A 24,299-nucleotide genomic window follows, 5' to 3' on the forward strand; every position below is an offset into this window, starting at 1 on the left:
TTACGCGGTGGAGAGCGGGATGGTCGTGCTGCGGGAGGCTGCGGAGTCGACGACAGCACGGGCAGCGGAGCCGCAAGAGCGTCGATGAGCAACTCCGGGTGGAACGGTTCAAGTTGAGACGCCAGGTGCGGGTCGGGACCCTGAAAGCCCAGACTCGTGACGCCTTGTTCATATGTCGACAACAGAAGCGAGCGACGGAAGGAAAGGGCAGACGGCACCCTCCCGGCAACAACGTGCGGTGGCGTGCGGCCGGGGCAGGGGTGAAGCGAGCCAGCTACCTGATCAAGGCAACCGCACGGGAGGCGCGGAAATGCTGCTCTCGACCATCAGGATATCGTCTTCGCTCAACGAGTACAATAGATACGCAATTTCGTCCGCTTCACGTTCCAGGCTGAGGATGGAATTTACGATGAGCGACGCTTCGTTGCGAAACTTCTCGAATACCTCAACCATGCTTTCCCGTTCGGGCAGACTTAGAGCAGAACTCAGACCCCTCAATACGCTTGCTGCGTCAAGTTCCCACCATGCTCTGTGGCGCGCATGCCATCCATGGAGGATGCTGTCTGTGACTGCCGCGAACGTTGTGTCAAGCCTTGCTAAGTCTGCACGAAGTTTCAAATTCTGTTGCGCGAGGGGAGCGAGCTCACTGAGGTCATTCTCGGCGGGAAGGGGGAAGCGGACGAGAGGGTCTTTATCAATCTGATAGAGCGAGCCTTGCATCTTTCCAGCCGATCGGAACCAGAATGCAGCGGCACGCGTGTTCAAAAGGGCAGTAAGCCCTAGGGTGCTGAAATCATTCGGCTTTATTACGTTGTAAGTTTGCGACACGTAACAGTCGACGTTGTTATAGGTGAAAACAGGCCGCGCCGACTTGCGAATCGACAATATTTTTGCACCCTCAAAGAATCGCCTATCTCGGGAGCGATGCAGACCATAGGGTGCATTATGGCTTGTTATTATTGGCGCGAAACGATCTAGATGTGTCTTCAAACGAGGATAAGGACTCATCAGATCAGGGTCGCGGAAACGGGAGTCTGTGTAAATGACCCATGCTTGGTTAAGCCCTTGGGCCCAATAACGTCCGAGCTGCTCACTTGTAAAGAAGGGCTTAAGCAAAGCGCGTTCAGCTGCACTCAGCTGGAGAGTCTCAACCTCCGCGTGTTTCAGGACGAAAACCCCTCGCCCCTCGTCTTGGCTGTCCCCTAGTTTCGCGGCAGCGGCCTTGTTGACGGTATCTTGAGGCGCAACGATACCTTGCGCAACTTCTGCAGGGCTCAAGCGTCTCGGAGCAGCCATCTCGATCCGCTTCACCAGGTCGTCTTGTGCGGCGGGGCGGAAATGGAACGCCGCGCCCGCTGGCGAGTTCCTTCGCAGCCGTGCTTCAAACCGCAAGAAGTCTTCGCTTGCGGTTTCAAGCAGGAATTCCTGCACCCGTTTGGCCTTGAGTCTTTTATTGTCGGCGATGCGCGCGTATGGGAACGTATATTCCGAATCACCAGAATCGCGTGCCATGACGTAGATCATCGTCTGGATGCCTGCGTCATCGAAAATAAAGGTATCCCCAAAGTCCCAATATTCAAGCAGCTTTCCCTTGTGAGACACCTCGTTTCGGAAGTTTGCTGCGCCCGAGTTGGTAATCCAGTTCGAAGGCGCAATGAAGGCGATGCGACCCGACTGCGGCTTCACAATATCAAGGGCAAGTGCGCCGAAGGCGTACCAGAGGTCCATCTTGCCCTGATAGATGCTCAGGTCGCGAATTGCATCAAACGCTTCTCGGTTTGTATTCTCCTTGATATATGGCGGGTTCATTGCCACGGCATCGAAACCCCCATTGGCGAACACGGCGGGGAATTCGGTCGCCCAATCAAAAGCTGGTTCGCCGGTGCTGCCGCTTTTCCGACGAAGACTGTTCCCGACGCGGATGTTTTTCTCCAAGCCGGTAAGCTTGGTATTCCTCTTCGCGCTTTTCAGCCAAAGACTCAGACGTGTGATTTCGACACTTTCTTCGTTTATATCCACCCCAAATAGATTGTCGCGCAGGATAATTCCCGTGAGGGCGGTGTTGTCGAAGATATCGTTTCCGAGGATAGCTGCAACTCGTTTATGGTCTGCCTGCAGAAAATCAAACGCGCTCGTCAGGAACGCGCCGGAACCACAGGCGGCGTCGACTACTTTGACGCTAATGAGAACTTCGTCACGATAGCGGAGGTAGGCGCGTTGTTCTCGCTTGCTGTAGTTGTCGGCGTTGAGCCCGTCATGCAGAAGCTCTTCGGCTCGAATCCGCACTTCTTGCGCTCTTAAATACTCACCGAGTGTCCGATCAATCATATGGCGCACAATGTACTCTGGAGTGTAGTATATTCCATCGCTTCGTCGTCGGCCCGCGGAAAGAGATTCGACGGTCACGTGTTCGCTTTCCCCAACACGTTCTCGGATTTCCTGTAGGTCGGCAATCGACTGCTCGAAGATATGCCCGAGAATTGTCACTGAGAGATCGTTTTGAAAGTCATACTGGACGCCGAGTCGCATCAGACTTCGAACTACATCATCGCCGACGACAAGCTGGTCAAGTTCGGCGTCGGGCGCGAAAAGGCCTCCATTGTACCCAGTGTCGATGCCGAGTTTGCTGTCTCCCTTGTCGATCGCGGAGAAAAGGGTCTTTAGGCCTGACCAGAAAGAGAATGGCGAGCTCACGTACGAGGAGAGCGCGCGAGTTAGGGTGTCGTCTGGCAGCAGCCCGCCATCTTCGGCGAAGCAAGCGAAGACAATGCGGTCAAGAATCTTCTGGGCCTTGTTGATGCCTAAGTTCAGGTCTTTTTGTACTGACTCGTTGTTGCGATAGAGATCTTGCAGCAAAAGCGTTCTAACAGTTTTGTAGTCGTCGTAGAAGCTGTTCCCAATTTGCTCTTGCTCGATGCGAACGTCGGAAAGCATCTGCTCTGTTGCTGAATATCCATTTCTGCGCAGGAGGCGGTCTGCTCGGAGGAGAAGGTAGAAGGTCTTGAATGCGAGGAAATCGTCCGTGTCGCTGACGAGGTCGCTGAGGAACCATGATTCATAATCAAGTTGATTGTCATTGTATAGGCGGGTCTCGATGAAGTTTGAAACAATCACAAAACTTGCGCCTCGATACATTGGCCTGTACATAAAGCCCTGTTGCACGGGTGTCAAATGCCCGTTGCGACTTTGCGGTTTGTCTAGATCGACTGTTGCGCCTTTGAGTTCGACAACTGCAATTGTATCGTCAGTATTTTCTGAAGAGCCGAGGTTCCCGATGCGCGCATCCGGGATCTTCTTGAAAGCCGTTGAGGCTTTCGGCTCAAATGTTGCGAGATCGAGTGGTTTCATCCGGTACCCAAGGATTTCAATGAAAACGTCTTGGTTCCACTGTTGTTCTCGTTGAGTCTCGCTATCCTTTTTCAGGGTACCCTGAATCTGGTCTTTGTGCCAGCGACTCAGAATTGCGATTTTATCTATAATGTCTTCTGTCGGAATCCGCGCTGCTTCTTCGCGAAGCCGGTTCCGGCCAAATAGTTGAGCCAATGCGCCCCTTTCCCTTGAGTTAGCCTATAGCACCTGACGCATCGAGGGCTGGCGGTCAAACGTGATCTGAAGACGCGTCGATCTCGCGCGCAGGTTTGGCCGCTTTGCTCGCGCGCTGGCCTGGCCTCCTCGACCTGACGGGTACCCCTGATTGATGGAATCGCCCTCCGCGGCTGGGGTCGGCTTAGGTTGGCGCTCGTTCCGCCGGCGCGCCGCCGCTGACGTGGCTGAAATGACGCCGGTTCAGGGGGCAATGCCGTCACCCGTGCGCTGTCAACGCACCGTTTGTAGAGCTTCCGCGAGGTTCCCCTCGAGCTCCTCCTCGCTGGCGATCGGAATTCCGTACTGCTTCGCCTCGCGAGCCTTGCCCGACACGCTGCCGACGTCGGCCGCGAAGACTAGCGTGGTCTTCTTCGTCACGGCGCGTGCGTTGGAAATTCCCAGTCGCTGAAGGTCAGCTTCGATCGCTTCTTGCGGGCGTTGCATCTCGCCCGTGAGGACGACCACGCTCGAGCCGTCGAGCTTGATCCCATGGTCGTGGTCGTCGCGCGGCTGACCTGTTGTGGCCATTGGGCGTGGGTCGTTGAGTGCAGCCTCGAGGGTGGAAGGCCCAATGTCGAGGAGTGTCGCGACCGTGTCGATCTCGTTCCGTTCCTCGGTCGTCAGGACAGTGTCGTCCAAAGCGGCGGCGGCGAGATCTGCGAAGTACTGCTCGTGGAGCGTGACCCGTTGAGCATGGGTGAGTCCGAGGTCGCGCGCCAGCTCGGTGAGCTCGTCGGTTTCGTGGACCGAGAACAGTCTGTCCGCGAGCGCAGCATTGAGCAGGGCGACGTACTGCTGCGTGTGGACGCTCCCACTGAGCTGCGGCAGGTGGTCGGTCGCACGGTCGAGCATCGTGACCGGCGCACGCTCGGAAGTGCGCCGCCGCGGGGTCCACTTCGCGCTCCCGGCACCGTCCGGCGGCCATCGGAGCGCGTGGGCGAGTTCGCCCCAGGCGTTCCAGAACGACGCACCGTTCTCGGATGCTCCGAGGTACGCCTCCAGCAGCAGCGCGGTGGCGGTTGCGTCGGCGAGAGCCTCGTGCGCGTTCGCGAGCTCGATGTCGTACGCGCTGCAGCAGTCTGCGAGCTTGCGTCCGGAACCCGGCAAGAACGTCGCGGCGAGGCGCATGGTGCAGAGCGCCTCGTCGGCGCTGATCGGCGACGTGACGCCGACGCGTGCGAGCTCCGCGGCGAGGAACGCCGCTTCGAACCGTGCGTTGTGCGCGACGAGGACTCGTCCTTCGAGGAGCTCGACGAGCGACCCTGCGATCTCCGCGAAGGTCGGCGCGTCGGCGACGTCCCGCCCGCGGATCTGGTGGATGTGCACCGGACCGAGATCGCGGCCGGGGTTCACGAGCGTCTCGAACGACCGCTCGATGGCTCCGCTCGGTGCGACGTGGACGAGGCCGATCTCAATGATCCGGTGTCCGTACGTGGGGGAGAGGCCGGTCGTCTCGAAGTCGATCACCGCGTAGCCGTTGTGCATCCGCGCACTCCCCGTCCTATTTCTACTGTCGCCTCCGATCGATTCGACATCGATCCATCCTCACGAATTGCTCGCGGTCGGTCGAGCTCCCGTTCGGGGTGCAATCGAGCCGACCCCGGTTCGCGCGTCCTCAGAGCGCGACGTGGTCGAACCGGCGCCAACGGACGAGTGCCAGCGTTACCAGAAGCATGCAAGCGATGGCCCCGGCGTTCAGCGCGACGGATAGTCCGGTGATCGACGGGAGGAAGCCCTCGGCCGGGCCCGTGAGCACGAGCGGCAGCACATTCGCGTAGAGGTTGGCCGTGATGAAGTCCCCACCGACACCGACGAAGAACGACTGCGTGTCCGGTGCTCCGACTCGCCAGAGCATGATCGCCTGCGCGGTGACGACGACCACGAGACCGACGACGAAAAGCGTCGTCGCGGTACCGCGGCGTCGCATCGTCTTTGCCAGTGTCGCGACGAGGACGACTGCGATCAGGAACGCGGCGATCGACACGACCTTCGCCATGAACAGGTACGCGAACACTTGCGCGCTCTGCGCTCCGACCGTGTCGCTGATGCGCGGTGCCTGCGCGAGGACCGTGGTGATGTGCTGCGCCACCATGTAGCTCCCGAGGACAAGTGCTTTCCCGGCGGTCAACCGCCATGGACTCAGCGCACTCACGTGCAGCAGGGTGTCGTCCCCGAGCGTCAGGAACCGCAAGATGGCGGCCGCGACGTAGACGATGGTGGCGACCCACGCTACGAGTCCGGTAATCGCCAGGACGACGGCGAACACCTCGACGTTAGGGGCGGCAGCGGTTGCGATACCGGCGGCGACAGTGAGGCCGATCGCGATGGAGAAAAACGGCAGGTGGTTGCGGTACTCGACGCGCCAGAGCATCAGGCGAGGACCTCCTTGATCTGTGCTTCGAGCGAGCCGCGGGAGGCGATCGCTGACGTCTCGGTGTGGAGGAGGACTCGGCCTCCGTCGATCACGATGGCGGTGTCGAACAGTGCCTCGAGTCCGGCGATGAGGTGCGTCGAGATGAGCACCGTCGATCCGGGTTGACGTTCGCTCAGGATGAGGTCGATGACGCGATCCCGTGTGAGCGGATCGACGGCCGCGAGTGGCTCGTCGAACACGTACAAGTCGCACCGACGGGCGAGCGTGAGCGCGATGTGCACCTGCTCCGACATTCCCTTGGAGAGCTCGCGGACTCGCAAGGACTCGTCAAGTCGTAGCTTCTCGAGCAGGGCATGCGCCCGGTCGACGTCGAAGTCCGGCCAGAGCCGGGCGCCGAGTGCGATGCACGCCGAGAGGCGGAGCCAGGGGTACCACATCGGGGCATCGGGCAGGTAGGCGATCCGATCGTTCCTCGTGACAGTCCCGCCATGGCGATTGATGAGCCCGCAGATGACACGGATCAGGGTGCTCTTGCCCGCGCCGTTCCGTCCGAAGAGGCCGATGACGCCGGTGCCATCGGAGAGTGTCAGATCGACAGCGTCGAGCGCTGTGCGCCGCCCGAAGCGGACGGTCAGGCCGGAGATCGAAACGAGTTCGGGCATGGTTACTTCCAATAGGTCAGGACGAGATGGAGGACGACGCACACCGCGGTCGCCATACTTGCGACGCGCAGGACGTTCAGCCAGAGCGGGTTGTGGCGGAATCCCCGAGCAGCATCGATCCGCCCCAGAGCGAGGAGGACGCGGAAGCCGTCGGACCCGAGCACGGGGATTAGGTTCCAACCGAGCAGCAGCGTGGTCAGGTGGATCGCAAAGGTGAGCGATGTGCTCCCGATCCACAGCTCGTTGAGGACCAGCAACGCGGCGAGCGACACGACGTTCGACGCGATCCCGGCCAGGTGGACGACAGCCTGTTCCGAGCGGTCGAGCAGGATCGTCTGCGACATGCGGACGTAGACCGCGGGGAAGACGCCGTGATTGAGCTTGACGCCGATCCGGTCTGGTCTGCGTCCGAGGGCACGGAGCGTCAGGACGTGGGCGCTCTCGTGGAGGACGGGGCTTGGGATGAGTACGGCGGCGAAGGCAGCGAATGCTCGCCCGTCCAGCTGCGCGTTCGAAGCTGACGTGACCGCGACCGCCGTCCACGTCAGGACGGTCAGGGCGACGGCACCGATGGCGAACCCGGCCGGGACGCGCTTCGGGGACACTCGAAGCGCCGATTGCACCGACACGGGGAGGGAGTCGATAGAGGCACGGAAGTACCGGTCTTGTTCGCGGTCATGGACGACCGCGATCGGGCCGCTCACGCGGATCTCGCAGTGGTCGTCCGCGAACGACATGTCAGGCGGTCGCATGCTCGCGCGTCCAGTAGTCCATGACGAGCGGCCTGATGGCCTCGATCGCCGCACGGTCACGGAAGATGATGGAGCACAGCTCGCAGGGGGAGACGACCTCGGTCACCGTCGCCGCAGCGGATTCGGGCGCGACAGATCGGATGGCCTCGATGAACCAGCGGAAGCCCTCGCGACGCATGATCCCGAGCAGGGCGTTCCGCTCCACGCGACCGACGAGTTCCAGGAAGTCCTCGTCGACTCGACCCAGCGTCATGTCCGTGTCGAAGATGGACGGGGAGCAGCACGGGTACACGAGGCCGTCGTTGTGGAAGATGACCTGTGTGCCCGGGCAGTAGAGCATGCCTTCGGTGATCGGACGCCGTCGGAACTCGCTTTCGTCGAGCGCTCGGGCTTCCCCGGCCGGCACCACGGGGAACTTCGTCACCTGGATGCCGTCGGTGCTGTCGCCGAGCTCTTCGAGGAGACCGTTCGAGTTCTTCGACGTGCTCACGCACATGTTGAGCACGATGCGAACACGGCGGTCCCGAGATGCTTCGAGGATGTTCTTGATGCGGCCGGACGTGATGTACGGGGCATGGAAGTCGTCGTAGCTCAGGGTCAGCTCCCGGAGCCCAACAGCCTCGAACTCGGCGAGCACCCGGTCGGCGGCGCGTGGGGTGACGCCCCAGAACCCGTTCGTGACACAGGAAGCGTTCTTGCCTGCAGCGGTGATACGACCGATGATCTCCATCGTTCGCCGCCGTCGGATGAGCGGCTCACCGCCGGTCAAGCCGATGTCGCGTACTTCCTCCCGGGCGAGCAACTGATCGACGATCCGGTCGACGAGCGCATCGTCGAGGTTCGCCGTCGCATCCGGTGAGCTACTCACACAGCAGTGCGCACAACGAGCGTTGCACTTCGAGTCGAAGTTGATACCGACGCTCCAGCGCGGCGTGGTCATGCTGAGTCCTTGGGATCGAGGTCGTCGAGGGTCCCCGCCTCGACATCTCGAATCGGCGATCAGCCGCCGACGATGACGGCGCCGCCCTGTCCGACGACGAAGTACCACAGGTCGTCGACCACTTCGAGTTCGGCGACGGTGTCGTCGACGACGAAGCTCTCGAGCATGCTCTTGGTGTTCTCCATATCCCCCTCCTTCCCACGTCTCGTTGTTGGTCGAGGCGGGGATGCCACCACCCTATTGAACCGTTCGGTCATATGTAAAGTTCTAGCGGAGTGGCCGGTTGCGGCGGCGCATTACGATCGGGAGGGTGATGAACGATGTGACGCCCGGCCGCTACCGTCACTTCAAGGGCGGCGAGTACGAGGTCCTGTTCGTCGCCCGCGACACTGAGACCGAGGAGCCCGTCGTCGTGTACCAGGCCCTCTACGGGCAACGCGGCCACTGGGTTCGGTCACTTGCCGACTTCACCGCGCACGTGACACGCGGTGACTACGACGGCCCGCGATTCAGCCGCGTTCAACCGGACCGGACCTGACCGCCCGAATCAACCCGATCCTCCGGTCCGCAGTCTGAACACGTCTATCGTGCGGACGTCAGCGCCTCCACGAACGGATCGACCGCCGCCCCGGATCGCCCGACCACCACGATGTCGCGCTGGACCCGCGGGCGGAGCCGCGACCGCTCCGCGTCACCCGTCAGCGTCGACTCCGGCACGACTGCGAGCCCGAACCCGGCCGAGGCAAGCGCAGCAGCGGCGGCGGGGGAGCCGACGAGGGTCGTGACGAGGGGCACGAGTCCGCACTCGACGAACAGCCTGGCGAGCCAGCTCCCGTAGCCCGTGTCGCCGGAGATCCCGATGAGCGGACCGGTCGCCACGGTCTTGAGGGTCACGTCCGAGTCCGGCGAGCCGATGACGACGATCTCCTCCGTCCCGACCTCCCGAACGACGAGGTCGGGAGCGTCCACCGGTCCGGGCACGATCGCGACGTCCTGCGTCCCACGACGGACCTCGTCCACCATCCCGAGTGCGCTCGAGCCCTCGCTGAGCTCGGGAAGCGGGCCACCGACGGAACAGAGTGCCGGCACCACGAACGGCACCGTGAACGTCTGCGCCACGACGAGTCGGATCGGTGCTGTGCCGCGCGCTGCTTCCTCGGCCCGGAGTGCGGCGTCGAGGGCATCACGCGCCAGAGGAGCGAACGCACGACCAGCGGGCGTGAGGGTCGCACCACGACGTCCTCGGTCGAACACCGCGACGCCGAGGTCCCGCTCCAGGCTCGACACCTGGTGTGAGACAGCCGGCTGCGTGAGGTGCAGCTTCCGAGCGGCGCGGGAGATCGACCCGGCTTCGACGACCGCCAGGAAGACCTCGAACGCTCGGAGGTTGGGCATAAAAGCAGTCTATGGAAGTCAGAACAAACATCGACCGATGTTTGGGACTGGTGTATGGGAAGGGCTGGTTCTCGTCCATGTGCAGCAAGCGCTGTGCACCAGAACGGAAGGAATCGACATGACCAAGCGCATCCTCATCATCGGCGGCGGGTCCGGTATCGGGCGTGCCCTCGCGAGCGAGCTCACGGCCCGCGGCGACGACGTGCTCATCGGCGCGCGCGACACCGCCCGGACGGCAGCGGACGTCCCGGACCTCGACGTGGTGCACGCCGACCTCGGCGACGAGGCCTCGATCGCCGCCCTCGCCGAAGCTGGCCCGTTCGACGCGGTCATCTCCCTCGCTGCGGCGCACGCCAACGGCCCCGTCGGCGACCTCGACCGCCAGGCTGTAGAGGGCGCGTTCGGAGCCAAGGTCGTCGGACCGATCCTGCTCGCGAAGCACCTCGCCCCGGTGATGCGGCCCGGCGGCGTCTTCGTGCTCTTCTCGGGCGTCGCCGCGTGGAAGCCGGCACCGGGACTGGCCGTGATGGCGACGACGAACGGCGCGGTGTCGTTCCTGGTCGAGGCGCTCGCGGTCGAGCTCGCTCCGCTGCGCGCGGTGGCCGTCTCTCCGGGGATCATCGACTCCGGCGTGTGGGACGGCATGGGCGACGATGCCAAGCGGCAGATGTTCGAGGAGACGGCAGGGGCGAACCCGGTGGGCCGCGTCGGATCGCCGGCCGACGTTGTGTCGGCTGTACTGCTGGCGATCGACAACACGTTCGTCACCGGGACCACGCTGCACGTCGACGGCGGCGGTCGCCTGGGGTGAGCCGCCGGGGACGTGCGGCGCCTGCCGGGGGTGGGGCGAGCCTCCCGGCCAGGTCGGTTGCCGAACTCGTGACGGACGCAGTCAGAGCGACCCGGGCGGCTCCGGTGAGTGGCGCGCCCTACCGCACGTACAACGTCGCCGGCTTCCCCGGCCCCTCCGCAGCCTTCGCGTCCGTCGCCGTCAGCAACGGCACCATCGCCCGCCGGAACGAGTCCGGCAGCAGCCGCTCACTGAGGACGGCCTCGTGCAGCCCCCGGAGCGCCGACATGGTGAACGGCGAGGGCAGGAGCCCATGCGGGTCCGGCGCCCCACGATGATCGGCACGGAGCCGAGCGACCGCGAACCCGAGGATGTCGTCGTGCCCGTGCACCATGCCCGTCGCCTCGCCGATCGGCACGAGACGCGCGTCGTCCCCGAGGTCGAGCGACGCCGCAGGCACGACATCGAGGTGCGCCACGGACAGCACCCACCCGCGGTCGTCCCGCGAGGGATCGTCGAACACGTGCAACTGCCTCGGCGCGAGCCCCGTCACGCCCGCCTTGTCGCGAAGCGATCGGAGCACCGCGTCCGCGAGCCGCTCACCCTCGTGCACGAACGTCCCCGGCAACCGCCAGTCGCCGTCCGTCTGGTCCCGGACCTGCACGACCGAGAGCGCTCCGCCGACCGGAACGGTGAGCACGGCGGTGTCGACCGCGACGGATGGTCGCGGGTAGTCGGACAGGCGCCTGCCGTTCGCGTCGCGGTACTCGGTCACGGCACGAGTTTACGCATGCTTGCGTAAACCTGTTGACGGGTGCATGCTGAGTTTACGCGAACCTGCGTAAACCTGGAGGGGCCATGACGAACACCACTGACCGAGCCATCGGCGCAGTCCTCGGATCCGCGGCGGGCGACGCGCTCGGCGCCGGCTACGAGTTCCAGCCGCCCGTCCCGGAGCCGACGCCCATCCGCATGAAGGGCGGCGGCGCGTTCAACTGGGCACCGGGGGAGTGGACCGACGACACGAGCATGGCCGTCCCGATCCTGCGGACCGCAGCTCGTGGCGGCTCGTTCGCGGACGACGCGGCGCTCGACGGGCTCGTCGCGGCCTGGGCGGACTGGGCGCGGACCGCGCCCGACGTCGGCATCCAGACACGCAGCGTCTTGGCCGGTCTGGAGGCTCGGACCGCGTCCGCCTCGCGGGCGTCCGCCCGGCGCGTCCACGACCAAAGCGGTCGTTCCGCTGGCAACGGATCGTTGATGCGGACGGCGCCGCTGGTGCTGGCGTACCTGGACCCGGCGGAGGACACCGGTCGTCGGCTCGCCGACGCTGCCCGGGCGGTCAGTGACCTGACCCACTACGAGGCCGACGCTGGCGATGCGTGCGTGCTCTGGTGCGTCGCGATCCGGCACGCGGTGCTGACGGGGGCCCTCGACGTTCGGCGTGGACTCGACCAGCTGCCGACGGACCGTCGGCGGGTGTGGGCCGAGCGACTGTCCGCTGCCGAGGCCGGCCAGCCCGTCGACTTCACCGCGACGAACGGCTGGGTCGTGTCCACACTGCAGGCTGCGTACGCCGCGGTGCTCCGGAGTGACTCGCTCGAGAGCGCCCTCGTCGCAGCGGTCCGATCGGGCAACGACACCGACACGGTGGCGGCGATCGCCGGGGGACTCGCCGGCGCGCTGTACGGCGAGTCTGCGCTGCCGGGTGACTGGCGGGAACTGCTGCACGGCTGGCCCGGGCTGCGCGCCGACGACCTCGTCGCGCTGAGCTCGCAGGCGGTGCGGGCCCGAGCGGCCTGACCTCGGCGGTGTTCTCGGTGGTGTCGGAGGCTTCGATGGGGGGAGCCTCCGGCGCCGCCGTGCACGTCGATAGGCTGCGGGGGATGGTCGAGCTGGTGGAGCACCGAGCGGAGTGGGGCCCGCTGTTTCGTTCGGAAGCCCATCGGCTCGCTCCCGCGCTGGGCCCGGCCGTCACTGCGATCGAGCACATCGGGAGCACTGCGGTCCCCGGGCTCGTGGCGAAGCCGATCATCGACCTCGCGGCTCGTAGCGCCACGGACGTTGACCCGTTCGGGCTGTCGTCGCTCGTGGCACCGCTCGGGTACGAGCAACACCGGCGGGGCCCGAAGAACCACGGCGTCTACATCCGCTCGACAGGGGAGCGACGGACGCACATCCTGCACGTGTTCGCTGCGGACGAATGGGAGACGTGCAACCAACGGCTCTTCCGCGACGCACTGCTCCGGGATCCCGCGGTTCGAGCACGATACGGGGAGCTGAAGCGGGCGCTCGCCGGAGCCGCTCACGGGCGGGACTACACAGCGGGGAAGCGGGATCTCGTGGAGGAGGTCCTCAACGTCGAGCGTGCACGACGAGGGCTACCGCCGACGTCGGCGTGGGACAAGTGAGCGTCGGCGTCACTCGCGTTCCGTCTGGCAGGCTGCTGCCGTGACGTCGAAGCTCACTCGCGGCCTGATCGGATGGGCCGCTGCGGCGTCGGTCGGCACCTGCATCGGACTGGCGCTGCAGCTCTGGATCTGGATCGTGCTCGCGCTGCGGCCGGTCAGCCACGGGAGCGGGGACTACCTGGGCTACCAGTATGCTGCGCTGGTCCTCGCAACCCTGCCGTCCGTGATCGCGTTGGGTGTCGTGATCCGGTTCATGCTTCGGCACGGTCGGCGTCGGTCATCCGTGTGGTTGCTCGTCACTGACATCGTCTGTCTGACGCTCGTGGGAGTGCTGATCGTGCCCCCGGCTCTCACGGTCTTCCGGTTCGCGCCAACCGACGATGCGGTGTTCCACGAGCGCGCCCGCCTCGGCTACTTCGCCGACGGCGATCCAGGCTCGGACTTCAGGCCGGACGACGCGCAGTACGCGTTGCAGAAGCGGGTCGACGCCGTCGCGCACGACTTGGGGTTCGAGGACGATGACATTCCGTACGTCAAGGCGCCCGGTGACGCAACCCATCATCCCCGTCCGGGAACCAGTCCCGCGGGAAACCCGTGCACGACCTACTTCGAGTCCTTCACCCTGCCGTCGTCCGTCGACCAGGGCCGCGCTGAGGCCGAGGTGTCGGCGACGTGGGCGAAGCAGTCGGCTGCTGGCGCGGGCGACTTCGTCGACGGGCCGAGTGCGCTCGTCCTCACGCTGAACGCCGGTGGGTCCATCAAGTACACGCCGGAGAACCGGACCTTCGTCACTCAAACGGGGTGCTTGATCGATGAGCCGGCTCGGCCGATGGGTGACTGAGGTTCTCAGTCCGCGGTGCCGACGCTCCATCTGCCGATGCCGCGTGTGCGAGAGACAGCCGCCATGGCGTCATCCCTGTTCGGCAACGGACGCACACATCGACTCGACGGTGACGGTTGTCGTCCGAGGGTTCGCAGTCAACGGTTCGGTGGTGTTCGCGCAGCATGTCCGCGACGGACTCGATGTACGCCTTCGGGTCACTCGGCGCTGAGCCCATGGCATTCCAGTGGTCCTGTCTTCCACCATGCGGATCGTCATCGGCCGTGCACTCCGCGTGCGCTGGCTCAGCGTTGCGTTCAACTTCTACCCACTCGGATCCGTCGACGTCGAACACCTGGTGCAGCACCTGCTCGGCGGCTTGCCTGCTCTGCTGCTCGTCCACGGCGGCCCCTCCTGGCGGAGTCGCCGAGCACCCCGACACCGTCATGGTCAGTTCTACGGCGATACCCAAGGCGGCATTGGTCGATCTCGGCTGCATCATGCGTTCACCATGGGTCGATGGTCCCGCAGTGGCGTCACTGCTCGTAGTCGGCAATGTTCCCGGTGCCACAAGACGAGTCGACTTGGATCGATGTTCGGTGTTCGGAGGCGTTGAACGAGATGGTTCGAACGGGGTCGCCTTCGGCTGCGACGGAGTACAGCGTGAGGCCGTCGTTTCGCTTGGCGTCCCGGTAGGACGGCGACAAGCCCCTGGCCTCCCACTCCGCGCCGACCTTCTTCACGAGCTCGCCGGGCTGTTCGACGCCCGTCGCGTGCTGGTCCCACGAGAAGGCGACCCCAGCCCCGCCGTCGCTTTTGCCGCATTCGAATGCGATCGGCGCGCCACCGTGGCTGATCCAATCGAGGCCCGTCAGGTCCATCGTCGACTGCACGAACGCACGCATGTGTACACGTGCCTGGTCTGCATCCAGTGCCTTCTCCTCGCTACTCTGCTGGGCGCAGCCGGAGAGGGGGACCAAAACGCCGAGCACGAATGCCATGACGACAGTCTTCAATGGTTGAACCCGAGTAGCGGGGCGGATACGGACCACTCGAGTCAACCGCCGTCGTTGGTGAAGTCGTCGACATTGCCCGTCCCGCAAAGCGACCGGACGTTGATAGACATCCCGCCCGTGGTGGCGTTGAACTGAATCGAGTCGACGTCATGCCCTGCCGAGCCGACCCGGTGCAAGGTCTCGCCGTCCGCCCGCTCGACACTTTGTGTCGTCGTCGCGAGGCCATGGTCTCGCCAGGCGCGGTCAACACCCTGCATCACGGCCTCTGGATCGCTCACGCCGTCGGCGTCTTGATCCCACGAGAACCAAACCCCCTCGTCACCGTCCGGAGTGGTGCAGGGGTCCGCGGTCGGACCGTTGCTCGTGCTCGTCCACTGGCCTCGAGCGACATTCATCGTGTCGCGGACCAGCGACTGCATCTGCTCGGAAGCCTGTGTGGCGTCCAGAGCTGCGGTCTCCTTCGTCGAGGAGCATGCGGCGACGGAACACGTGATCGCCATGATGAGCGCGGCGATCGCCCTGCCGCGGATGAAGGAAGTCATCGGGTCGGGGAGTCTCCGGTCGTGGCTCGGGCCGTGCTGTCGATCGATTCGAGATCACGTGAAGTCGTCGACATTGCCTTCGCCGCAGAGTGACTGGACCTCGATCGTCATACGGCTCGTTGTCGCCGCGAACAGGATCGAGTCGACGTCTTTGCCTGTGGAGCCGACTCGGTGCAGGATCTTGCCGTCTCCCCGCTCGACGCTATGGGTATTGGTCGGAAGCCCCTCGTCACGCCAGGCCTGATCCACCCGCTCCATGACCGCTTTCGGATCGTCGACTCCCGGGGCAGTCTGGTCCCGCGAGAACGTGACTCCGTCCTCGCCGGCGGGAGTGCTACAGGGATCGGGAGCGGGGCCATCGCTTGCACTAGTCCACTCCCCGCCCGCGACCTTCATGGTGTCGCGTACCAAGGTCTGCATCCGTCCGGAAACCTGTTTCGCGTTCAATGAACCTCCAGGAGTCGAAGTGCATGCCGTTGCGGTGACGGCGAGCGTCAGGATCAGCGCCGCAGCGCCGATGGAGCGCATCGTGTGACCGTGGGAGTTCGGGCGCGTGTCACTGTTGGGGAGTAGATCGTGCGTGGAGACACCATTCATGCTCGGGCCCCTCCGTACACCCGCCGACGGGAGACGAGTCCCATCGAGCCCATGTGATGGCCTTGTCATCGAGGGCGCGGAGATCATCGACCAACCGCCGCCCTTCCGATCGTGCAAGCGATTCGACCCTTCGTTGTTCCCTCGCGCTTGCGTTCGCAGATGTACCCGGTTCGTTCGATGCGGAGGCACAACTCGTCGGATTCATGGCAGACACAAACATCGTTTGGTCAGGATTGCTCTACTGACCTTTGCGACGGTCGCAGAACGGTGGATGAGGAACGTCCTTGGCTTGGGAGATTCCCGGTCGCCGACGACGTCAACCTTCTTCGTCGATGGGCGCACACGACGATTCAACGGTGACGGTGGTCGTACGAGGGTTCGCGGTCACTGCGACCATCGGCTTCCCGTCTTCGTCAGAAACCGCCTGGTAGAGCGTGCCGTACTTCCCGCCGTCGGCTGATTGCACGGTGACAGTTCGGTCGTGTTCGCGCAGCGTCTTCGCCACGGCGTCGATGTAGGCCTTCGGGTCGCTCGGTGCCGAGCCCATCACGTACCAATGGTCTTGCCGCCCACCATGCGGATCGTCATTGGCCGTGCACTCCGCGTGCGCTGGCGCCGCATTGCGCTCTTCCTCTGGCCACTCGGATCCGGCGACGTCGAACACCTGACGGAGTGCCTGCTCGGCGGCCTGCTTGCTCTGCTTTTCGTCCACAGTGCTCCCATCTCGCGGGGTCGCCGAGCATCCTGACGTTGTCATGGTCAAGGTCACGGCGACGGCCAAGGCGGCAATCATCGATTTCTTCTGCATCATGCGCTCACCATGGATTGAGGGTCGCCGTCGCCGTGTCGAGGAGCGACGATGTTTTCCGATCCAGATAACCGTACGGGTCGTCGGTGTCCTTGTGCTTGATCGGGTCATGAACTGTGACACCGTGAACATCCGAGCCCGCGACGGCGCCGGAGGGTCCGAGCGTCTTCGATCCTGTCCCGAGCGGTTCTGCCCCGAAGGAGGGAGAGCTTGGGTCAGTGCGCCCGCTTCCGAAACGCCCGAGCCCGGCGACACTTTCATCTCCGGTCCCCGCGTACACATGCTCGGCATGCAAGTCGCCAGCATCGTGGATCGACGTGGGGATACCAGCTGAGCCCAGGTTGACGAAGCTCTGCACGTGTAGGTCGGCCGCGTGTGCGAGAGCGAGTGACGCTGTCGTCGTGCCATACGAGTGTCCGATGACGTTCAGCACCGTGTCGTCGCTCCGAGTGGCGCGGAACCCTTCGAGGTCAGCTGCGAGCCGATCAGCACCAGCGTTTGCTTTGTCATCTGACAAGACTTGGAACGGATCGACGAGTGCGTTCACCGGCGTGTCGTAGTTGATCCACGCCACGACCGCAGTTTCGGAGGGATCGCCGGTGAAGGCGTTCTGGACTTCCTTGATGTTACGAGCAGCCCGCTGCAGCACCGTCGAGTCTCCCATCGTGGTCGCCATGCCTGGCACGACGTAGCTCACGTTCGCGGCAGCGTCGAGATCGCCGACCGAGATCGCCCCGAGCGGCGGATTGCCCATCCGGAAGGACACGATCTGCACTGGCTGATTGCGGAACGCCGCGTCGTGGGGAAGCTGGCTGCCACGAGCCGCACTCGCGAAGTTCTCGAGCTTCTTGTTCAAGTCGCGTTCAGCCTGCAGTTCGTTCGCGAGGTCGTAGGGGTGGAGACCACGCTCGACAGCAGCATTCACGCGTGTGTGCAGGTCAGCAAGCCTGAGGTCTGACTCGTGCTTCTGGCGCCGGAGTTCGGCCCTGTTCGCGGTGTCCCGCGCCCAGTACGCGACACCGTTGAGGTTCCCGATCACCGCAGGGAACGCCGCGATGAACGCATCCTGCGCGGCCGAGTGGGCACCCTTCGAGCCCTTTCCGTCGTCGCCGCCGAGGTCAGACCACCACTTCGCGACAGCCTTCGGGTCGCTCACCTTTCCCAAGCGATCGGCGAGTGCCTTGTCGCCGGCGAACGCGGCGACCTCCTCCGGCTTCAGCCCGCTGAGGAACGCGAGCAGCTGCGCGTCGGTCATACCCGTGATAGTTGCAGCGCTCGTCGCGAACGCTCCGATCACCTCGGATTCACCGAGCTTCGACGCGGTCTCCGCATCCGCAGCCTTCCGGCGAGCGACGAGGTCCTGCCACGACTGCTCGAGCGCGACCTTCGACACCTGCAGGCCGGCTGCTTCGGCGGAGAGCCCGAGCATCTTGGCCGGGGCGTCGTCGGCGTCCGACTGCTGCAGCTTGTCGACCGCTCGCGCGTTCGAGGTCAGGTCCTGGTGATTTCGGCTCTGCGCCGCCTTGATCGTCTGCGCTTCGGTCTGGATCTGCTCGATCCTCGCGGCGTAGGCGATCAGTACGGTCGCAGCTCGATCGACGTGGCCCGCGATGCGCTCGCCGCCGGAACCGATCTCGGCTGCCGCGGAGACGAACGATGCCTTGTTCTTCGCCTTCCACTCTCCGTCGGAGACGACCTCCGCCTGCCGGTGCACCCGGCTCGAAGCGGTCCGGATCTTCGACGACCGCTGCTGAAGGCGCTGCGCGACGGAACGGATCGACTGGGGGTCGCCTGCGGTCGGGTCCGCGCTCACGAGCCGGCCGCCCGTGCTCGGGAGGCGTCCCAGTCCTCGAAGCCAGCGACGACGCTGTGCGCCTGTTTCGCGACGGCGCCCGTGTTGTGCTCGAGCGCGGTGATCATGTCGGTTTGCACGCGGAGCGACATCTCGAACGCGGACTGCACCTCGGCTGCGCCGAAGTCCGCGCTGCCGAGAACGGAGACCGCGGCGCTGCTGAGCTGCGTCTGACTCTGCTCGATCTTGCCGGCGATGCCGCGGATTGCCCCCGCGTCGATGACGACGTCCGTCACGGTGTTCCTTCCCCCGAAGTGGTACGTCCGGCAGCATATCAGCCCGCCCGCAGGTGTCGGGCGCCGCTGTTACGGTGCAGCAATGCAGATCACGCCCGAGGGCCACGCGCTCCTCAGCCCGAGCGACCTCACCACGTGGGCGTCGTGCGAGTGGGCGTTCCTCCGCAAACTCGACGCCAAGCTCGGCCGCGGGGAGGCCCTGCCTGAGTCGCACGACGACATGCTCGACCGGACGGCGAAGCTCGGGGACAAGCACGAGCTCGACTACGTCGAGATCCTCAAGGCGAACCACGACGTCGTGGAGTTCGACCGCCCGGCGCCGCCCGAGTACAACGCAGCAGCCGAAGCGACACTGCAGACCATGCGCACGGGCGCGGACGTCCTCTACCAGCCGACGTTCCACCGACCGCCGACCGCGGACGAGGCGGGCTTCATCGGCTTCGCGGACTTCATCATCCGCAACGACCGCGGCGAGTACGAGGTCTACGACACCAAGCTCGCCCGCCACGCCAAGATCAGCGCCCTGCTGCAGCTCGCCGCCTACGCCGAGCAGATGCGCGCACATGACATCCCGACGGGCGAGCAGGTCCACCTGGTCCTCGGCGACCGGACGACGACCACGCACGACCTGGCCGACATCACGCCGGTGTACCGCACGCAGCGCGCCGAGCTCACACGTTTGATCGCCGAGCGGATCGCAGCGGATGAACCCCTTCGGTGGGGCGATCCGCGGTACAGCAGCTGCGGTCGCTGCTCCGTCTGCCAGACCCAGGTGGAGCAGCACCGTGACCTGGTCCTCGTCGCCGGGATGCGCCTCGACCAGCGGACGAAGCTGATCCGGCAGGGGGTGCTGACGATCGACGACCTGGCGGTCCGCACCGCACCGGTGCCCGGCATGTCGAGCACGACGCAAGGTCGCCTGGTCCGGCAGGCGAGCCTCCAGGTCGAGTCGGAGCGGACGGCGACGAAGAAGCCGGCATGGGAGCTGGCAGACGCAACAGCCCTCGACGCGATCCCCGTACCGGACGCGGGCGACGTGTTCTTCGACTTCGAGGGGGACCCGCTCCACACCGAGGACGGCGTCCACTGGGGGCTCGACTACCTCTTCGGCCTGGTCGACGACCGCGCGGAGTTCACGGCGTTCTGGGCGCACACGATCCGAGACGAACGACAGGCCCTGGTGGACTTCCTCGCGTTCATCGAGGAGCGTCGGCGGGAGCACCCCGGCATGCACGTCTACCACTACGCCGCCTACGAGCGGACGCACCTGCTGTCCCTCGCCGCGCGGCACGGCGTCGGCGAGGAAGCCGTCGACGACCTGCTCCGCGCTGGAGTGCTCGTCGATCTGTACCCGATCGTCCGCAAGGCGCTCGTCGTCGGCAGCCACAGCTACTCGATCAAGAAGCTCGAGCCCCTCTACATGGGCGAGGACTTGCGCCTCAGCGACGTGACGAACGCCGCGGACAGCATCACCGCCTACGTCGACGCGATCGAGGAACTCCGGAACGGGGACGCCGCCGAGGGCCAGCGGATGCTCGACCAGGTCGCGGACTACAACGCCTACGACTGCCGCTCGACCCTGCGGCTGCGCGACTGGCTGCTGTCGCTCCGGCCGCCGTCCACCGACGCGCCGACCGAACTCGACCTGCCGCCGATCCCCGTCGAGCGCGAGCCGAACCCTGTGTACGTCGCGTTGGCTTCTGAGCTGGAGCACGTCGAGGCGCTCGACCGCACGCCGGACCAGACCGCTCTGGCGCTCGCCGCGGCCGCGATCGACTACCACCGCCGCGAAGCCAAGACCTTCTGGCAGGACCACTTCGACCGGCTCCGCAACCCGGTCGACGAGTGGGCGGACACTCGCGACGTCCTCGTCGTGGAGCGTGCGTGCGTGGAGCGCGATTGGGACATGCTGCCGCGTGCCCGCTCGCAGTCCCGAGAGCTCCGGTTGTCGGGGACGCTCGCGCCCGGCAGTCGGCTCCGGCCTGGAGGCTCGCCCCACCTCGTCTACGACGACCCGCCTCCGCCATCGGTCGGTTCACCGGGCCCCGGGTCGAAGGGAGCGACGGACCGCGCCGTGATCCTGGACGTCCACGACAACGGCGACGCGACAGAGGTACTCGTGCTCGAACGCCTGCCGGTCGGTGGGGAGCCGCACCACGAGTTCCCGGTCGCGCTCGCCCCGTCGTCACCGCCGCGCGCAAAGCCCCAGCCCGAGGCGATCGCCGAGTGGGGCGCCGAGGTCCTCGACGCCCTGCCGGCGATGCTGCCGGACCCGGCGTTCGACCTGCTCCGGCGGGTGCCTCCGCGCGGTGCGATCGCGCCCGTGGTCGGTGACGACACCGTCGCCGCGGTGGTCTCGACGCTGCTCGGGCTCGACCGGTCGTACCTGGCGATCCAGGGTCCTCCGGGAACGGGCAAGACCTACGTCGGGTCGAACGTCGTCGCACGGCTCGTCCGTGAGCACGGCTGGCGCGTGGGAGTGGTGGGACAGTCGCACGCGACGAGCGAGAACTTCCTGACCTCGGTGGTGCGAGCGGGCGTGCCGGCCGACCGCGTCGTGAAGCAGCCGAAGGCCGGCGCCGAGGCCGACGAGATCGAGGCGGCGGCGTGGACCCCCGTGAAGAACGGTGCCGCGATCGCCGCGTTCCTTGAGTCGTGCGAGCAGAGCGGCACCGGGGGAGTCGTCGGCGGCACCGCGTGGACGTTCGCGAACGAGTCGACGATCGCGCGGCGCTCCCTCGACCTGCTCGTCGTCGACGAAGCCGGACAGTTCTCGCTCGCCCCCACGATCGCGTCCTCGATCGCCGCGACCCGGCTGCTCCTGCTCGGGGATCCGCAGCAGCTGCCGCAGGTTTCGCAGGGATCGCACCCCGAGCCCGTCGACGAGTCGGCACTCGGGTGGCTGGCGGACGGCGAACACGTCCTGCCTGCCGAGTTCGGGTACTTCCTCGCGCGGACCCGGCGGATGGAGCCGGCGCTGACGTCGGCCGTGTCGGGGCTGTCCTACAACGGGCAGCTCACGTCGATGGCGACCGGGCGGCACCTCGACGGCATCGACGCCGGTGTGCACCCGGTGCCGGTCGTGCACGCGGGCAACACGACGTCGTCGCTCGAGGAAGCTGCACGCGTGGTGTCCCTGGCGAGGGACGTCGTCGGCCGGTCGTGGACCGAGGGCGACACGGTCCGGACCCTGACCGACGAGGACGTCATCGTCGTCGCGCCCTACAACGCGCAGGGCGCGGCGATCCGTCAGGAGCTCGACCGAGCTGGGCTCACGGGCACGCAGATCGGGACGGTCGACATGTTCCAGGGACGGGAGGCCGTCGTGTCGATCGTGTCGCTCGCCGCGTCGAGCGCTGCTGACATCCCACGGGGGCTCGACTTCCTGCTCATGCCGAACCGCCTGAACGTGGCGCTCTCGCGTGCGAAGTGGGCGGCGTACCTCGTGCACTCGCCGGCGTTGACGACGGCGCTGCCGCCGTCGATCCCCGGCCTGTCCCTGCTGTCCCGTTTCATCGAGTTGGTCGCCCCGCGCTGACGCCCAGACGGGGGCGTGTCCGCCGTCGTCGTCACTCCTAATCTTGAGGGGTGATCGATTTCAGTAACGGCTCCGTCTTCAAGCTCTCGCAGTGCGATCCCGCGGAGATCGCTCCCCAGGTTTCGGCGCTGCTGCTCGACGGAGAACAGATCCTCGTGGCTGCGAAGACCATCCGTGACTTCGTCGTCTTCACGGACAAGCGCGTCATCGCGGTGAACGTGCAGGGCATGACCGGGAAGAAGCGCGATTTCACCTCGCTGCCGTACAGCAAGATCCAGGCGTTCTCCGTGGAGACTGCGGGCACGTTCGACCTCGATGCCGAACTCGAGCTCTGGTTCAGCGGACTCGGCAAGGTGAAGCTCGAGTTCAAGGGCAGGTTCGACATCACCTATCTCGGCAAGCTCATCGCGCACCACGTGCTGTAGGCAGAACAGTGAACGGGAACGATCGAATCCCCGCCGACGGCTGGGACCTGCCATCACCCGAACCGTTGGCGGACGCTTCGGTGCCACGCGGGGACTTCAGAGCTCGACCTGTTCCGTCGGCGCAGCCGATTGTGTTCCCGATTCCCGGCTCCGGCGTCGCGTCGATCAACGGCCTGCCCGTGCACCAGACGCCATGGGGGTTCGTTCCACTGGTCGCCGTTGCACCGCTCCCGACGAACGGGATCGCCGTGGCAGGTATGGTGCTCGGGATCATCGGAGCCGGCACCTCCTTCAGTCTCGCGCTCACGTGGTGGCTCGCCGCGCCCATGGCTGTCCTCGGTCTCGTCTTCGGGATCGTCGGTCTCCGTCGTGCGCCGAGCCGCGGGAACCGTGGACGGGGCCAGGCGATCACGGCGATCGTGCTCTGCGGCATTCCCGTCGCTTTCTTCGTGCTCCTGATGGCCGGGCTTGCCGGAACGGCCGATTGACGTGGCAGTCGATCTGGAAGCAACCCGCCCGCGTGGAGCGGCGCCACTGACGCTTCGTGCTCGGAAGCCCGGGTACGCGGTCATGCAGCAGTGCCTCGCGATCCAGGCCGACGGACCGGCAAGGTCGGGTTGGGCGCGACTCTGGGGGCACCGCCCGCTCCAACCCGAGGCGGAGTCCTGGTTCAAGGGCGCGCAGGGGGAGCGGCAGGTCGCGGCACAGCTCGAGATGCTCGGACCGGAGTACACGGTCCTGCACGCGGTTCCGGTCGGCACGGGTGACGGTGACATCGACCACGTCGTCGTCGGTCCGACCGGGGTGTTCTCGATCAACACGAAGAACCACGCCGATCGCGATGTGTGGGTCGGCGGTCACTCGCTCTCGATCAACGGCCGGAAGCTGCCGCACGTCCGGAAGTCACTGCAGGAGGGCGCCAGAGCGAGTCAGTTGCTCTCGGCCGTCGCCGGTGGTCCGGTCCGGGTGCAGCCGCTGATCGTGGTCGAGTCGGCCAGCCTGAAGTTCGGGCACACGCCGCCGCCGATGCCGGTGCTCCGTCCGAACGAAGTCGGCCGCCACATCAACTCGCAGGCGCGCATCCACTCCGATGAAGCGGTCCGGTACCTGGCGATGCTCGCCGAGGAACGCGGTACGTGGCACGTGGAGGCGGTCGTCATCAACGACACCCTCCGGCACGTGCAGCGCTTCGAGCGACTCGAGCGTGAGATCGCCCAAGCCGCGCGCCAACGGCGGTTCATGCGTCGAGCGGTCGCGCTCGCGCTGCTCGCGGCGCCCGCCGGGGCCGTCCTCGGCTACTGGTGGGCTCAAGCGGCGCAGGCGCTCGCAAGCACTTGAGAATTGGCCGATCCGGTTCAGGATCGCCGGCTTCTGAGAACCGGATCGGCCAAACCGGAAACCGCAACACGGCTCGTACCGAGCGCCGTGCGCGTCAGTCCGCCGTTGCGTGCAGGCATGCGCCCCGGGAAGAAGACGCAGACGGTGGTCATGCTCCGGCCCGAAGAACCTGGCCGGTGGATCAGCGATGCAGAACCAACTCTGACGGATCTGGTTCG

24 protein-coding genes are annotated in these 24,299 nt (G+C 65.5%); 9 read left to right on the forward strand and 15 right to left on the reverse strand.

Annotated elements, in window-relative coordinates; translation table 11 throughout:
• Window positions 1-282: 282 nt before the first annotated feature.
• From ACO0E1_RS16335 to ACO0E1_RS16365, 7 genes are all read right to left on the reverse strand, one after another.
• Entirely contained in the window at window positions 283-3,543 is a 3,261-nt protein-coding gene (locus tag ACO0E1_RS16335; protein WP_422875131.1) for an Eco57I restriction-modification methylase domain-containing protein, read from the reverse strand.
• Between the two features lie 273 nt (window positions 3,544-3,816).
• Window positions 3,817-5,070: an exonuclease domain-containing protein gene (locus ACO0E1_RS16340; RefSeq protein WP_422875132.1), complete on the reverse strand. Its 1,254-nt coding sequence runs from the start codon at window positions 5,068-5,070 to the stop codon at window positions 3,817-3,819.
• 130 nt (window positions 5,071-5,200) lie between these two features.
• Window positions 5,201-5,956 carry a hypothetical protein gene (locus ACO0E1_RS16345; RefSeq protein ID WP_422875133.1) on the reverse strand — a complete coding sequence of 252 codons (756 nt, stop codon included), beginning with the start codon at window positions 5,954-5,956 and terminating at the stop codon, window positions 5,201-5,203.
• Window positions 5,956-6,621, reverse strand: coding sequence for an ATP-binding cassette domain-containing protein (locus ACO0E1_RS16350; RefSeq protein ID WP_422875134.1), 666 nt, complete (start codon window positions 6,619-6,621; stop codon window positions 5,956-5,958). The genes ACO0E1_RS16345 and ACO0E1_RS16350 overlap by 1 nt, the downstream gene beginning before the upstream one ends.
• A 2-nt stretch (window positions 6,622-6,623) precedes the next feature.
• On the reverse strand, window positions 6,624-7,373 hold the full coding sequence (locus ACO0E1_RS16355; protein ID WP_422875135.1) for a hypothetical protein: 750 nt from the start codon (window positions 7,371-7,373) through the stop codon (window positions 6,624-6,626).
• Entirely contained in the window at window positions 7,360-8,313 is a 954-nt protein-coding gene (locus ACO0E1_RS16360) for a radical SAM protein (RefSeq protein ID WP_422875136.1), read from the reverse strand. Before ACO0E1_RS16360 ends, ACO0E1_RS16355 begins: the two co-directional genes overlap by 14 nt.
• Before the next feature lie 59 nt (window positions 8,314-8,372).
• A complete protein-coding gene (locus ACO0E1_RS16365) occupies window positions 8,373-8,498 on the reverse strand; it encodes a hypothetical protein (protein ID WP_422875137.1) in 126 nt (41 codons plus the stop codon).
• A gap of 128 nt (window positions 8,499-8,626) precedes the next feature.
• On the opposite strand from ACO0E1_RS16365, the gene ACO0E1_RS16370 reads away from it, so the two are divergent.
• Window positions 8,627-8,851 (forward strand): DUF1653 domain-containing protein, encoded by a 225-nt coding sequence (locus ACO0E1_RS16370; protein WP_422875138.1) that lies wholly within the window; start codon window positions 8,627-8,629, stop codon window positions 8,849-8,851.
• Window positions 8,852-8,895: 44 nt separating this feature from the next.
• On the opposite strand, the gene ACO0E1_RS16375 is transcribed toward ACO0E1_RS16370, so the two are convergent.
• The gene (locus ACO0E1_RS16375) at window positions 8,896-9,708 is read right to left on the reverse strand and encodes a LysR family transcriptional regulator (protein ID WP_422875139.1); all 813 of its coding nucleotides are present in this window, start codon (window positions 9,706-9,708) and stop codon (window positions 8,896-8,898) included.
• A 118-nt stretch (window positions 9,709-9,826) separates the two neighbouring features.
• Between ACO0E1_RS16375 and ACO0E1_RS16380 the strand changes: the two genes are divergently transcribed.
• The gene (locus tag ACO0E1_RS16380) at window positions 9,827-10,519 is read left to right on the forward strand and encodes an SDR family oxidoreductase (protein WP_422875140.1); all 693 of its coding nucleotides are present in this window, start codon (window positions 9,827-9,829) and stop codon (window positions 10,517-10,519) included.
• Window positions 10,520-10,637: 118 nt separating this feature from the next.
• Here the strand turns inward: ACO0E1_RS16380 and ACO0E1_RS16385 are convergent, their stop codons facing one another.
• Window positions 10,638-11,273, reverse strand: a complete 636-nt coding sequence (locus ACO0E1_RS16385; protein ID WP_422875141.1) for an NUDIX hydrolase — start codon at window positions 11,271-11,273, stop codon at window positions 10,638-10,640.
• A gap of 83 nt (window positions 11,274-11,356) precedes the next feature.
• Between ACO0E1_RS16385 and ACO0E1_RS16390 the strand changes: the two genes are divergently transcribed.
• The 3 genes from ACO0E1_RS16390 to ACO0E1_RS16400 all read left to right on the forward strand — a co-directional run bounded on the left by ACO0E1_RS16390 (window position 11,357) and on the right by ACO0E1_RS16400 (window position 13,750).
• Window positions 11,357-12,301: an ADP-ribosylglycohydrolase family protein gene (locus ACO0E1_RS16390; RefSeq protein WP_422875142.1), complete on the forward strand. Its 945-nt coding sequence runs from the start codon at window positions 11,357-11,359 to the stop codon at window positions 12,299-12,301.
• Window positions 12,302-12,384: 83 nt separating this feature from the next.
• Window positions 12,385-12,909, forward strand: a complete 525-nt coding sequence (locus ACO0E1_RS16395) for a GrpB family protein (protein ID WP_422875143.1) — start codon at window positions 12,385-12,387, stop codon at window positions 12,907-12,909.
• Between the two features lie 40 nt (window positions 12,910-12,949).
• Window positions 12,950-13,750, forward strand: a complete 801-nt coding sequence (locus ACO0E1_RS16400) for a hypothetical protein (protein WP_422875144.1) — start codon at window positions 12,950-12,952, stop codon at window positions 13,748-13,750.
• Between the two features lie 515 nt (window positions 13,751-14,265).
• Here ACO0E1_RS16400 and ACO0E1_RS16405 read toward each other — a convergent pair.
• The 6 genes from ACO0E1_RS16405 to ACO0E1_RS16430 form a co-directional block, all read right to left on the reverse strand.
• Entirely contained in the window at window positions 14,266-14,730 is a 465-nt protein-coding gene (locus tag ACO0E1_RS16405; protein ID WP_422875145.1) for a hypothetical protein, read from the reverse strand.
• A 56-nt stretch (window positions 14,731-14,786) separates the two neighbouring features.
• A complete protein-coding gene (locus ACO0E1_RS16410) occupies window positions 14,787-15,287 on the reverse strand; it encodes a hypothetical protein (protein ID WP_422875146.1) in 501 nt (166 codons plus the stop codon).
• Window positions 15,288-15,341: 54 nt separating this feature from the next.
• The gene (locus ACO0E1_RS16415; RefSeq protein ID WP_422875147.1) at window positions 15,342-15,815 is read right to left on the reverse strand and encodes a hypothetical protein; all 474 of its coding nucleotides are present in this window, start codon (window positions 15,813-15,815) and stop codon (window positions 15,342-15,344) included.
• A 385-nt stretch (window positions 15,816-16,200) separates the two neighbouring features.
• Window positions 16,201-16,695, reverse strand: a complete 495-nt coding sequence (locus tag ACO0E1_RS16420; protein WP_422875148.1) for a hypothetical protein — start codon at window positions 16,693-16,695, stop codon at window positions 16,201-16,203.
• A 4-nt stretch (window positions 16,696-16,699) separates the two neighbouring features.
• Window positions 16,700-18,505, reverse strand: a complete 1,806-nt coding sequence (locus ACO0E1_RS16425) for an alpha/beta hydrolase (RefSeq protein ID WP_422875149.1) — start codon at window positions 18,503-18,505, stop codon at window positions 16,700-16,702.
• Window positions 18,502-18,780, reverse strand: coding sequence for a hypothetical protein (locus tag ACO0E1_RS16430; RefSeq protein ID WP_422875150.1), 279 nt, complete (start codon window positions 18,778-18,780; stop codon window positions 18,502-18,504). Before ACO0E1_RS16430 ends, ACO0E1_RS16425 begins: the two co-directional genes overlap by 4 nt.
• Window positions 18,781-18,862: 82 nt before the next feature.
• Between ACO0E1_RS16430 and ACO0E1_RS16435 the strand changes: the two genes are divergently transcribed.
• The 4 genes from ACO0E1_RS16435 to ACO0E1_RS16450 all read left to right on the forward strand — a co-directional run bounded on the left by ACO0E1_RS16435 (window position 18,863) and on the right by ACO0E1_RS16450 (window position 24,081).
• Complete coding sequence (locus tag ACO0E1_RS16435) at window positions 18,863-22,318, forward strand: TM0106 family RecB-like putative nuclease (RefSeq protein WP_422875151.1); 3,456 nt, start codon at window positions 18,863-18,865, stop codon at window positions 22,316-22,318.
• A gap of 50 nt (window positions 22,319-22,368) precedes the next feature.
• Entirely contained in the window at window positions 22,369-22,743 is a 375-nt protein-coding gene (locus ACO0E1_RS16440; protein WP_422875152.1) for a PH domain-containing protein, read from the forward strand.
• Between the two features lie 131 nt (window positions 22,744-22,874).
• Window positions 22,875-23,231, forward strand: a complete 357-nt coding sequence (locus ACO0E1_RS16445; protein WP_422875153.1) for a DUF4190 domain-containing protein — start codon at window positions 22,875-22,877, stop codon at window positions 23,229-23,231.
• 82 nt (window positions 23,232-23,313) lie between these two features.
• Window positions 23,314-24,081: a nuclease-related domain-containing protein gene (locus ACO0E1_RS16450; RefSeq protein ID WP_422875154.1), complete on the forward strand. Its 768-nt coding sequence runs from the start codon at window positions 23,314-23,316 to the stop codon at window positions 24,079-24,081.
• The last annotated feature ends 218 nt before the right edge of the window (window positions 24,082-24,299 follow it).

Origin of the sequence: Curtobacterium guangdongense (assembly GCF_049341845.1) — a bacterium.
GTDB classification, from domain to species: Bacteria; Actinomycetota; Actinomycetes; order Actinomycetales; family Microbacteriaceae; genus Curtobacterium; species Curtobacterium guangdongense.

Coding starts and splice junctions, on each gene's coding strand:
- ACO0E1_RS16375 (WP_422875139.1), bottom strand. CDS start 9,708: ATGCCCAACCTCCGAGCGTTCGAGGTCTTCCTGGCGGTCGTCGAAGCC.
- ACO0E1_RS16380 (WP_422875140.1), top strand. CDS start 9,827: ATGACCAAGCGCATCCTCATCATCGGCGGCGGGTCCGGTATCGGGCGT.
- ACO0E1_RS16360 (WP_422875136.1), bottom strand. CDS start 8,313: ATGACCACGCCGCGCTGGAGCGTCGGTATCAACTTCGACTCGAAGTGC.
- ACO0E1_RS16395 (WP_422875143.1), top strand. CDS start 12,385: ATGGTCGAGCTGGTGGAGCACCGAGCGGAGTGGGGCCCGCTGTTTCGT.
- ACO0E1_RS16345 (WP_422875133.1), bottom strand. CDS start 5,956: ATGCTCTGGCGCGTCGAGTACCGCAACCACCTGCCGTTTTTCTCCATC.
- ACO0E1_RS16390 (WP_422875142.1), top strand. CDS start 11,357: ATGACGAACACCACTGACCGAGCCATCGGCGCAGTCCTCGGATCCGCG.
- ACO0E1_RS16405 (WP_422875145.1), bottom strand. CDS start 14,730: ATGGCATTCGTGCTCGGCGTTTTGGTCCCCCTCTCCGGCTGCGCCCAG.
- ACO0E1_RS16410 (WP_422875146.1), bottom strand. CDS start 15,287: ATGACTTCCTTCATCCGCGGCAGGGCGATCGCCGCGCTCATCATGGCG.
- ACO0E1_RS16370 (WP_422875138.1), top strand. CDS start 8,627: ATGAACGATGTGACGCCCGGCCGCTACCGTCACTTCAAGGGCGGCGAG.
- ACO0E1_RS16450 (WP_422875154.1), top strand. CDS start 23,314: ATGCAGCAGTGCCTCGCGATCCAGGCCGACGGACCGGCAAGGTCGGGT.
- ACO0E1_RS16355 (WP_422875135.1), bottom strand. CDS start 7,373: ATGCGACCGCCTGACATGTCGTTCGCGGACGACCACTGCGAGATCCGC.
- ACO0E1_RS16365 (WP_422875137.1), bottom strand. CDS start 8,498: ATGGAGAACACCAAGAGCATGCTCGAGAGCTTCGTCGTCGACGACACC.
- ACO0E1_RS16435 (WP_422875151.1), top strand. CDS start 18,863: ATGCAGATCACGCCCGAGGGCCACGCGCTCCTCAGCCCGAGCGACCTC.
- ACO0E1_RS16340 (WP_422875132.1), bottom strand. CDS start 5,070: ATGCACAACGGCTACGCGGTGATCGACTTCGAGACGACCGGCCTCTCC.
- ACO0E1_RS16350 (WP_422875134.1), bottom strand. CDS start 6,621: ATGCCCGAACTCGTTTCGATCTCCGGCCTGACCGTCCGCTTCGGGCGG.
- ACO0E1_RS16420 (WP_422875148.1), bottom strand. CDS start 16,695: ATGATGCAGAAGAAATCGATGATTGCCGCCTTGGCCGTCGCCGTGACC.
- ACO0E1_RS16415 (WP_422875147.1), bottom strand. CDS start 15,815: ATGCGCTCCATCGGCGCTGCGGCGCTGATCCTGACGCTCGCCGTCACC.